The sequence below is a fragment of the Bradyrhizobium sp. WSM1743 genome (genome assembly GCF_000473065.1).
Lineage (GTDB): Bacteria > Pseudomonadota > Alphaproteobacteria > Rhizobiales > Xanthobacteraceae > Bradyrhizobium.
On record NZ_AXAZ01000129.1, the window covers coordinates 1 to 8,584 of the forward strand.

Below are 8,584 nucleotides of genomic sequence, written 5' to 3' on the forward strand. Positions count from 1 at the left end.
GAAGCGCCAGATCGTTGCGTGGTCGGGCGTTGCGTCGTCCAGCACAAAGCCGCAGAAGTCGCGGAACGAGGCGCGGTCATCCAGCGCCTCTTCAAGCTCCGGATCGGACAGTCCATACCATTGCTGCAGCAGCAACGCCTTCAACATCACCAGCCGCGGGTACGGCGGCGCCCCGCGCTCCGGTTCCGGCAGACCGCCCAGCACGTGCTCCACGGCGGTCCAATCCACCAGATCGCTGATCCGCCTCAGCACCGGATTGCCTTTTCCGCGCCGCGACGACGCCAGCGCGTCCGCAAAGCTCGGTTGCCCCNCCTGCCGATATGCCATTCCCATCCCCTCCAATCGGTCTAGGGAATCGCAGATTCGCGAATAATGCAAAGCTCTCGCAAGCGGGAGAGGTGACCTCTCGGCTTGCATCGATCCAACCAACCCAACTTTGGTGTTGCAGGTCTAGCCCGTGCCGAACGCCTTGAAGGTGATGATGGTGAGGGTGTCCTGGATGCCCGGCAACACCTGCACCTTCTCATTCACGAAATGGCCGATATCGGTGTCCTTGTCGACGTAGAACTTCACCAGGAGGTCGTACTGACCGGCCGTGGAGTAGATCTCGGAGGCGATCTCGGCTTCTGCAAGCGCGTTGGCCACCGTATAGGACTGGCCGAGCTTGCATTTGATCTGAACGAAGAAAGGAACCATCGCGGGCACTCCGAAAGCGTATCTGGCAGATAATAGGCCAAAACCAGCCGGATTTAGCAAGCGAACTTGCAGGCCACCAGGGTGCGCGCTAGGACGGGTGATGACTGCGAAAACCCGGAAAACCGCAAGATGACGACGCCCGTTGCGCTCACTATTGCCGGCTCCGATTCCAGCGCCGGCGCCGGTATACAGGCGGATCTGAAGACCTTTGCAGCGTTCGGCGTCTACGGCGCCTCGGTGATCACGGCGCTGACGGCGCAGAACACGCGCGGCGTCACCGGCATTCACGTGGTGCCGGCCGAGTTCGTCACCGCACAGATCGACGCGGTGTTCTCCGATCTCGACATCGGCGCGGCGAAGATCGGCATGGTGGCCCAAGTCGCCAGCATCGATGCCATCGCGGTCGCGCTGTCGCGCTGGGCGCCCCGCCACGTCGTGCTCGATCCAGTCATGGTGGCGACATCCGGCAACCGCCTGCTGGCCTCTGAGGCCGTCGACGCCCTGCGCACCAAGCTGATCCCGCTGGCCGCCGTGATCACGCCGAACCTGCCGGAGACCGCGGCTCTGCTCGACGAGCCGGTGGCGGCAAGCGAGGCCGAGATCGAACGTCAGGGGCGCCGCCTGCTGTCGCTCGGCTGCCGCGCCGTCCTGGTCAAGGGCGGGCATGGGGAGGGCGCGGAGAGCATCGATTATCTGATCGGTGCCGACACCACGATCGCGCTCGCCGCGCCGCGCGTCGCCACCAAGAACACCCATGGCACGGGCTGCTCGTTGTCCTCGGCCATCGCCGCGGGGCTGGCCAAGGGCGAGGATATGGAAAACGCCGTCCGCAACGCCAAGGCCTGGATCAGCGCCGCGATCGGCGCCGCCAATCGCTTCAGCGTCGGGCGCGGCCACGGGCCGATCCATCATTTCCACAAGTTCTACTGACGCGGGCGGTGGCGGCAGCGCGGCCGCAGGGCACTTTTGGGGCAGGATAGTCTCCACATCGTCATGCCCGGGCTTGTCCCGGCCATCCACGCCTTGCCACACAGCACGAAGAACGTGGATGCCCGGGACAAGCCCGGGCATGACGACCTCTGCGAAGGCTCAAATGCGATCACCCTGCCCACCAGGGGAGGGCAGGGTTATTGCGGGCAGTCCCTGCGGCGCCATGTCGCCTGATTGTCGCATGCGACTGATATTCGCGGGGAGAGGGCGAGGCGAAGTTTGATTCGTATCTGAGGGCCTCGAGGGTTCAATCGGTCATCCCCCTGTCACGGGACATTGTTACAGGCTGGCGCATGGGAAGTTACGATGTGAGTGACGAGAGCCCGGAGCGGCGCTTTCGCACGTTGTTCATCTCCGACGTTCATCTCGGAGCCCGCGGTTCTCAAGCCGACCTTCTGCTCGACTTCCTGCGCTACCATGATGCCGACACGATCTATCTCGTCGGCGACATCGTCGACGGCTGGGCGCTGAAATCGAGCTGGCACTGGCCGCAATCGCATAACGACCTCGTCCAGAAGCTTTTGCGCAAGGCCCGCAAGGGCGCCAAGGTCATCTACATTCCCGGCAATCACGACGAGTTCCTGCGCAACTATTACGGCACGCATTTCGGCGGCATCGACGTGGTCGAGAACACGGTTCACACCGGCGTGGACGGCAAGCGCTATCTCGTCATCCACGGCGACATCTTCGACCTCGTGGTGCAGAACGCGCGCTGGCTCGCCCATCTCGGCGACAAGGCCTACGACTTCGCGATCCAGATGAATCGCTTCGTCAACTTCTTCCGGCGCATGTTCGGTGTGCCCTATTGGTCGCTGTCGCAATGGGCCAAGCAGAAGGTCAAGAACGCCGTCAACTATATCGGCGCGTTCGAGCAGGCGCTCGCCGCCGAGGCACGGCGGCACGAGGCCGACGGCGTGATCTGCGGCCATATCCACTACGCCGTCATCCGCGACGAGGCTGGCATCCGCTACATGAATTGCGGCGACTGGGTCGAGAGCTGCACGGCGCTCGTCGAGCATGACGACGGCCATTTCGAGATCATCACCTGGGCGGATCAGTTGCGAAGGCCGGCGCAGGTGCCACAGGTCGCGGCAAGGGCTGCCTGATGCGCATCCTGGTCGCGACCGACGCCTGGCACCCGCAAGTCAACGGTGTGGTTCGGACGCTGACCAAGCTTGCTGACGCCGGAAAAAGCCTCGGCGTCGAATTCTCGTTCCTGACGCCGCAATCGTTCCGCACCTTTGCGATGCCGAGCTATCGCGACGTGCGCCTCGCGATGCCGCGGCCGGCGCGAATCGCGAGGCTGATCGAAGAGGCGCGCCCGGACAGCATCCACATCGCGACCGAAGGGCCGATCGGCCTGATGGTCCGCCGCTATTGCCGCCAGCGAAGGCTGCCGTTCACGACCAGCTTCCACACCCGCTTTCCCGAATATGTCCGCGCACGCGTCCCGGTGCCGGGCTCGCTGATCTGGCGGGCGCTCCGGCGATTCCACAACCCCAGCCGCGCCGTCATGGCGGCGACCCCTGCGCTCGCGCGCGAATTGACCGAGCGCGGTTTCGACAATGTCGTGCTGTGGCCGCGCGGCGTGGACACAAGGTTGTTCCGTCCCCGCGTCATTGATCTCTGCCTGCCTGCACCCGTGTTCCTGTCGGTCGGCCGGGTCGCAGTGGAGAAGAATCTCGAGGCGTTCCTGGACCTCGACCTGCCCGGCACCAAGGTGGTCGTCGGCGATGGCCCGGCGCGCGCCTCGCTGGAAGAGGCCTATCCCGATGCGATCTTCCTCGGCGAGAAGCACGGCGAGGAACTGGCCGATATCTATGCGGCCGCCGACGTGTTCGTGTTCCCGAGCAAGACCGATACGTTCGGCCTGGTCCTGCTGGAGGCGCTCGCCAGCGGCCTGCCGGTCGCGGCCTTCCCGGTGAAGGGACCCCGCGACGTGATCGGCGATGCGCCGGTCGGCGCGCTCGATCACGATCTGCGCGATGCCTGCTTCGCCGCGCTCGACATCTCCCGGCAGGATTGCGTCGCGTTCGCCGCCAACTACACCTGGGAAGCCTCGGCGCGGGTCTTCATCGACAGCATTTTGGCGGTCGGGGCGGTGCTGCCCGGCCGGGCCGGCGTGGAACAGCCGCGCCAGGTCGCCTAGAGCTATCTCGATCCGATGGATCGAAATAGCTCTAGATTCTTGTTTTGACGCGTTTTCTTCACGCGAACCGGTATCCACTTCGCTCGAAAACGCTACGGGGAAAATCCTCTCGCGGAGGTGTCTTGCCCGGGCCTCATCGGCCGCGATAACATTCCGCCATGACCGAACAGCTCCTTCCGGTCGGCCCCGCCGACATCGATGCCGCAGCGCGCGTGATCGCGCCTTACGCCATCCGCACCCCGCTGTTGTCCTTCCCCGTGCTCAACGAGCGCGTCGGTGCGAAAGTGTTCTTGAAGCCGGAGATGCTCCAGCGCACCGGCTCCTTCAAGTTCCGCGGTGCCTTCAACAAAGTGTTCTCGATCCCGCAGGACAAGCGCGCCGGCGGCGTCGTCGCGTTCTCCTCCGGCAACCACGCCCAGGGCGTGGCGGCCGCGGCAAAGATCCTCGACATGCAGGCAACCATCGTGATGCCGGCGGATGCGCCTTTGTCGAAGCGCGAGCGCACCAAGTCCTACGGCGCCGAGGTGGTGCTGTATGATCGTGACAAGGACGACCGCGAGGCGATCTCGCGTGGCATCGCCGAGAAGCGCGGCGCGACGCTTGTAAAACCCTATGACGATCCCTTCGTGATCGCAGGGCAGGGCACCGCCGGCCGTGAGATTGCGGAAGACATGGCGACGCTTGGCCTCAGCCCCGACATCGTGGTGGCGCCGGCCTCCGGCGGCGGCCTGATCGCGGGTGTCGCCACGGCGGTGAAGGCGCGCTATCCGTCAGCCGAGATCGTGGTGGCCGAGCCTGAGGCATTCGACGATCACGGCATCTCACTGACCGCCGGCCATCGCGAGCCGCATCCGCCTGCAGGCCGCACCATCTGCGACGCGCTGATGGCCTTGATGCCCGGCGAGATGACGTTTGCGATCAACAGCAAGCTGCTCGCGCGCGGCGTCACGGCGTCGGATGCTGAAGTGGGAGCTGCCGTTGCGTTCGCCTATCGCGAGCTCAAGCTCGTGGTGGAGCCCGGCGGCGCGGTGGGCCTTGCCGCACTGCTTGCGGGGCGTCTCGACGTCACGGGCAAGAACGTCGTCATCGTGCTCTCCGGCGGCAATGTCGACGCGGATCTGTTCGCCGAGTTGGTCGCCTAGCCGTCAACTCTTCCGCACCATGGATACCGGGCCTGCGCCTTTCGGCGCATCCCGGAATGACGACGTTGGGAGCTGACATTGGGAGCTGACATTGGGAGCTGACATGAGGGAGGGGTAGAGCGTCGCCGCTCTACCCCTTTGTCGTCTGCGCTTTCAGCGCGATCAGTGCATGAAGCCGCCGCGGCGGTTGCCGCCACCGTTCATGCTCGGCGCCTGGTTCATCGACTGCCGGAAGTTGTTGCTGCTGTTGACCATGCGGTTCGGCATCGTGTTGAGCTGCGGACGGTTGTTTTGCATGTTGTTCTGCACCTGCACCTTGCTCACCGGATTGTTGTTGGGCTTCACGACGCCGGTGTTGCCGTTATTGATGCGGATCGGCTGGTTCTGCGTCTGAACATTGACCGGCTTCACGTCGATCTTCGTGCCGCCTTTTCCGACATTCACCGGCATGCTCACGATCTTGCCCGGGGCGCCCTTGCCGTTGGTCGTGTTGGTCGGCGCGGGCAGCGTGACGATCTTGCCCGGGGTCTGCGACGGCGTGCCGTTCTGCGGGTTCGGCTGGTTGTTGCCCGCGGGCAGGTTGACGACCTGGCCGCCATTGCCGAGCTTGCCGATGGCGTTGCCGTCGATCGGCTTCTGCACGATCGGAAGGTTGCCGTTCACCTGCGCGCCATTGCCCTGCTGCATCAGCGGCATGTATTTGGGCTGGCCGAGATTGCCGATCTTGATGGTCGGGGCAATGTTCTGCGGCGCCAGGAACTTGGTCGCCTGCATCAGTGGGATCTGCTTCGGCTGCGCCTGCAGCTTCAGCGCGACCTGCGCATAGGGGCTGTTGCCGTAGCTGTCATAGAAGCTCTTGTAGGCGAGCGGCGAGTTGACGAGCACCGCCTTGTGCCAGGCCTGCGAGATCAGCAGGTTCTTCAGCAGCCAGCGGATGTGGTCGCACAGCGGATCGTGCGGATACATCTGGATGAACTCCTGATAGTATTCCGGACGGCCCTCGGACACGACGTAGTCATAGGCCTGGCGCGTCGAGCGGCTCGGCAGGTTGGAGGCCATCTGCACGACGGGCGTGTTCACCGGCGCACGGCTGGCGGCAACCGCGGTGTCACCGAAGAAGGTGAAGTCGCTCGTGAGCGAGGAGCTCTCCCACGGGATCTGCGCACCGCTGGTGGTCTGGTTGACCTGCAGGCGCACGCGCTTGAACAGCTGCTCGATCGGCACGTTGGGCTCGCGCGCGATGTTCAGGAAGGCCTGCGTGTAAGGGCTGTGACCACTGGTGCCGTCGAGCGCCTCGGCGCCCGGCGCGGTCGAGTAGCCGACGATCGAGCCGTTCGGCGCATCGACGATGGCGAGGCCCCGGCCGGCGTCGTTGACTTGAGGGAACGGGTTGTTGCGGCAGGCATCGAGGATGACGATGCGCATGCGGCTTGGGATCGTCTCCAGCGTCGACATCACGTCGACGAGGCGTACCGAATTGTTAACGAGCTCGGTCGGGCTGGACACCTTGGCGTCGACGGGAACGAGATAGTTCTCACCGGCGAGCTGCACGCCGTGACCGGCGTAATACACCATTGCCACCGTGTTCGGACCGCGCGAGGCGACCTTGGCGGAAAAGTCCTGGACGACGCGGAGCATGTCGTTCTGGGTCAGATCGGTCGCGGCGACCACTTCGAACCCGGCGGAGTTCAGGAACTGCGCCATCGATTGCGCGTCATCGTCGGGGTTCGCAAGTTGTGGCGCATTCTGGTAATGCGCATTACCGATCACCAGCGCCACCCGCTGCTCCGGGCCTTGCAGGGCAGTGGGAGCCGGCTGGGCCGGGGTGACTTGCGCGGAAACCGGGCCGCAGGCGAAGCCGAACAGGCTTCCCAAGAGACCCGCAGTCATCAAAAAAGGCTTTAGGCGGAACATGGCGTGCTCCTTTGGCACTCATCTCGATGCGAGATTGGTTGCGAGGAAGCTTGGCCGCGTTCGAGCTTGTGGTCCGTGATCCCCATCACCATGGCCGCGTACGTGATCTGAATCACGCTCGGAACCTGCTATGGTGAGCGATTGATTGGGAGGATAGCCCATCACATGCTGAAATCGATCGATCCGATCCTGACGCCGGACCTGCTCTGGCTGCTCGCCGCAATGGGCCATGGCGACGACTTCGTTTTCGTCGATGCCAATCACCCGGCCACCCGCATCGCGCAGAGCACCTCATCGCAGCGCCTGATCCAGCTGCCGGGCATGAGCATGGAGGTTGCATCCGCGCCATCATGTCGGTCTATCCGCTCGACGATTTCGATCCCGATCCGGTGCGGGTGATGATGCCGGTGGACGATCCCGACCGCGTCCCCGAGGTACAGCACGCCGTGCTGGCGGAGATCGAGCGCGCCGCAGGCCGACCCGTCACGCCCGGCAAGCTCTCACGGGCCGATTTTTATCGCGCGGCAGCGGCGGGGTTTGGCGTCGTGCAGGTCGGCGACAGCAGGGGCTATGGCTGCTTCCTGATCCGCAAGGGCGTGATCAGCTAGCGGGATGCGTTCGATCGACGCACCGCGTGATGCAAAGCGGATGCGATCATCGCTTGCGATGGTCTTGCGCATGGCGATAATCGGCACTCGGATTTGAATGGCCTTGCATTAGGCGAGCGACTATGGTCGATCCATGTCTCGCCTTGTGTGTCTATCTGTTGCCATCATCCTGTCGCTGCTGCCCGCTGTCGCGCCCGCTGGGCCCGTGCAAAAGCGCCCCAATCCGGTCTGGAAGGGCTACGGTTTCCTGCCGGGTTATCGTCAGCCGCTGAGCAACAGCATCCCGCTCTACAAGCAGAAGGACGCGATGCGCCGCCTGTCGCGCGCCGACCGGCGCCACTGGTACATCGACCCGGTTCCTCAGTATTACCGCTGGGATGGTGAGTGGCACTATTTCGGCCGCCCCGGCTTCAACGGCGGCCGCTACAATGGTGGCAGCTTTGGCCCGTGCTGGACGCGGACTCCGATCGGGGCGGTGTGGAATTGCGGGTGAGCGGCTAGGGAAAGCTGCGGACGACCTCGATCAAGCCGACGATTGCGGCATTAAACGCATCGAGGTCCTCAGCCGGAATCCAGTACTCCTGATGTGAGCGTCCCCCCGCCTCCTGCACATCGTATTTTTCGATGAAGCTGCGCTTGACTGCAAAGCGGGTCGCGAAGCCCGAGCCGCTCGCCGGGACATTCCAATCCCGCGCGATCTTGATGGCGTAAGCTTCCGTCAGCACCGGATAGAAGATCGGCTGGTCAGGCAGGCGCGGCGGAAACTCGCGCATGCCTGATTTCTGAATCAACTCCAGCTCTTTTGGACCGACTGAGCTGCTGCCGGTTTGATGGACACCGAGATTAGGTGTTTCATGAAGCCGGAGGTGGGCGATGAAGAGACGGAAGTTCAGTCGCGAGTTCAAGATCGAGGCGGTCAAGCTGGTTAGGGAGCGTGGGGTGTCGGTGGCGCAGGCCGGGCGCGACCTGGATGTTCATGAGAACGTTCTGCGCAAATGGGTGAAAGAGTTCGGCTCCGATCCGGTGCAGGCCTTTCCCGGCCACGGGCAGATGAAGCCGGAGCAGCAGGAGATCGAGCGGTTGCG

At 64.1% G+C, this 8,584-nt stretch carries 10 protein-coding genes and 1 pseudogene; 7 read left to right on the forward strand and 4 right to left on the reverse strand.

Annotated elements, in window-relative coordinates; all coding sequences use genetic code 11:
- Positions 1–327 (reverse strand): IS5/IS1182 family transposase (locus YU9_RS50890; protein ID WP_027577334.1); only part of this gene is annotated, 327 nt, incomplete at its 3' end.
- A gap of 123 nt (positions 328–450) precedes the next feature.
- Complete coding sequence (locus YU9_RS0137715) at positions 451–696, reverse strand: Lrp/AsnC family transcriptional regulator (RefSeq protein WP_018642903.1); 246 nt, start codon at positions 694–696, stop codon at positions 451–453.
- 129 nt (positions 697–825) lie between these two features.
- Here YU9_RS0137715 and thiD point away from each other — a divergent pair, with 129 nt between their 5' ends.
- The 4 genes from thiD to YU9_RS0137735 all read left to right on the forward strand — a co-directional run bounded on the left by thiD (position 826) and on the right by YU9_RS0137735 (position 4,977).
- Complete coding sequence (thiD, locus tag YU9_RS0137720; RefSeq protein WP_027577335.1) at positions 826–1,626, forward strand: bifunctional hydroxymethylpyrimidine kinase/phosphomethylpyrimidine kinase; 801 nt, start codon at positions 826–828, stop codon at positions 1,624–1,626.
- 353 nt (positions 1,627–1,979) lie between these two features.
- Positions 1,980–2,792 (forward strand): UDP-2,3-diacylglucosamine diphosphatase, encoded by an 813-nt coding sequence (locus tag YU9_RS0137725; protein WP_027577336.1) that lies wholly within the window; start codon positions 1,980–1,982, stop codon positions 2,790–2,792.
- Positions 2,792–3,835 carry a glycosyltransferase family 1 protein gene (locus YU9_RS0137730; protein WP_027577337.1) on the forward strand — a complete coding sequence of 348 codons (1,044 nt, stop codon included), beginning with the start codon at positions 2,792–2,794 and terminating at the stop codon, positions 3,833–3,835. Before YU9_RS0137725 ends, YU9_RS0137730 begins: the two co-directional genes overlap by 1 nt.
- A 158-nt stretch (positions 3,836–3,993) precedes the next feature.
- Entirely contained in the window at positions 3,994–4,977 is a 984-nt protein-coding gene (locus tag YU9_RS0137735; RefSeq protein ID WP_027577338.1) for a threonine/serine dehydratase, read from the forward strand.
- Between the two features lie 162 nt (positions 4,978–5,139).
- Here the strand turns inward: YU9_RS0137735 and YU9_RS0137740 are convergent, their stop codons facing one another.
- Entirely contained in the window at positions 5,140–6,891 is a 1,752-nt protein-coding gene (locus tag YU9_RS0137740; protein ID WP_027577339.1) for a caspase family protein, read from the reverse strand.
- 165 nt (positions 6,892–7,056) lie between these two features.
- On the opposite strand from YU9_RS0137740, the pseudogene YU9_RS51335 reads away from it, so the two are divergent.
- Both YU9_RS51335 and YU9_RS0137750 read left to right on the forward strand, forming a co-directional pair.
- Positions 7,057–7,499, forward strand: a pseudogene (locus YU9_RS51335) (RbsD/FucU family protein).
- Positions 7,500–7,632: 133 nt separating this feature from the next.
- On the forward strand, positions 7,633–7,992 hold the full coding sequence (locus YU9_RS0137750) for a hypothetical protein (protein WP_027577340.1): 360 nt from the start codon (positions 7,633–7,635) through the stop codon (positions 7,990–7,992).
- A gap of 4 nt (positions 7,993–7,996) precedes the next feature.
- Here YU9_RS0137750 and YU9_RS43920 read toward each other — a convergent pair whose 3' ends face one another.
- The gene (locus YU9_RS43920; protein ID WP_084299218.1) at positions 7,997–8,290 is read right to left on the reverse strand and encodes a hypothetical protein; all 294 of its coding nucleotides are present in this window, start codon (positions 8,288–8,290) and stop codon (positions 7,997–7,999) included.
- An 82-nt stretch (positions 8,291–8,372) separates the two neighbouring features.
- Between YU9_RS43920 and YU9_RS0137760 the strand changes: the two genes are divergently transcribed.
- The coding region (locus YU9_RS0137760) for an IS3 family transposase (RefSeq protein ID WP_027577341.1) at positions 8,373–8,584 on the forward strand (212 nt) is incomplete at its 3' end.

Bases quoted from the DNA above. Each gene is read 5' to 3' on its own strand.
- YU9_RS0137715 (WP_018642903.1), bottom strand. From the start codon at position 696: ATGGTTCCTTTCTTCGTTCAGATCAAATGCAAGCTCGGCCAGTCCTAT.
- thiD (WP_027577335.1), top strand. From the start codon at position 826: ATGACGACGCCCGTTGCGCTCACTATTGCCGGCTCCGATTCCAGCGCC.
- YU9_RS0137725 (WP_027577336.1), top strand. From the start codon at position 1,980: ATGGGAAGTTACGATGTGAGTGACGAGAGCCCGGAGCGGCGCTTTCGC.
- YU9_RS0137730 (WP_027577337.1), top strand. From the start codon at position 2,792: ATGCGCATCCTGGTCGCGACCGACGCCTGGCACCCGCAAGTCAACGGT.
- YU9_RS0137735 (WP_027577338.1), top strand. From the start codon at position 3,994: ATGACCGAACAGCTCCTTCCGGTCGGCCCCGCCGACATCGATGCCGCA.
- YU9_RS0137740 (WP_027577339.1), bottom strand. From the start codon at position 6,891: ATGTTCCGCCTAAAGCCTTTTTTGATGACTGCGGGTCTCTTGGGAAGC.
- YU9_RS0137750 (WP_027577340.1), top strand. From the start codon at position 7,633: ATGTCTCGCCTTGTGTGTCTATCTGTTGCCATCATCCTGTCGCTGCTG.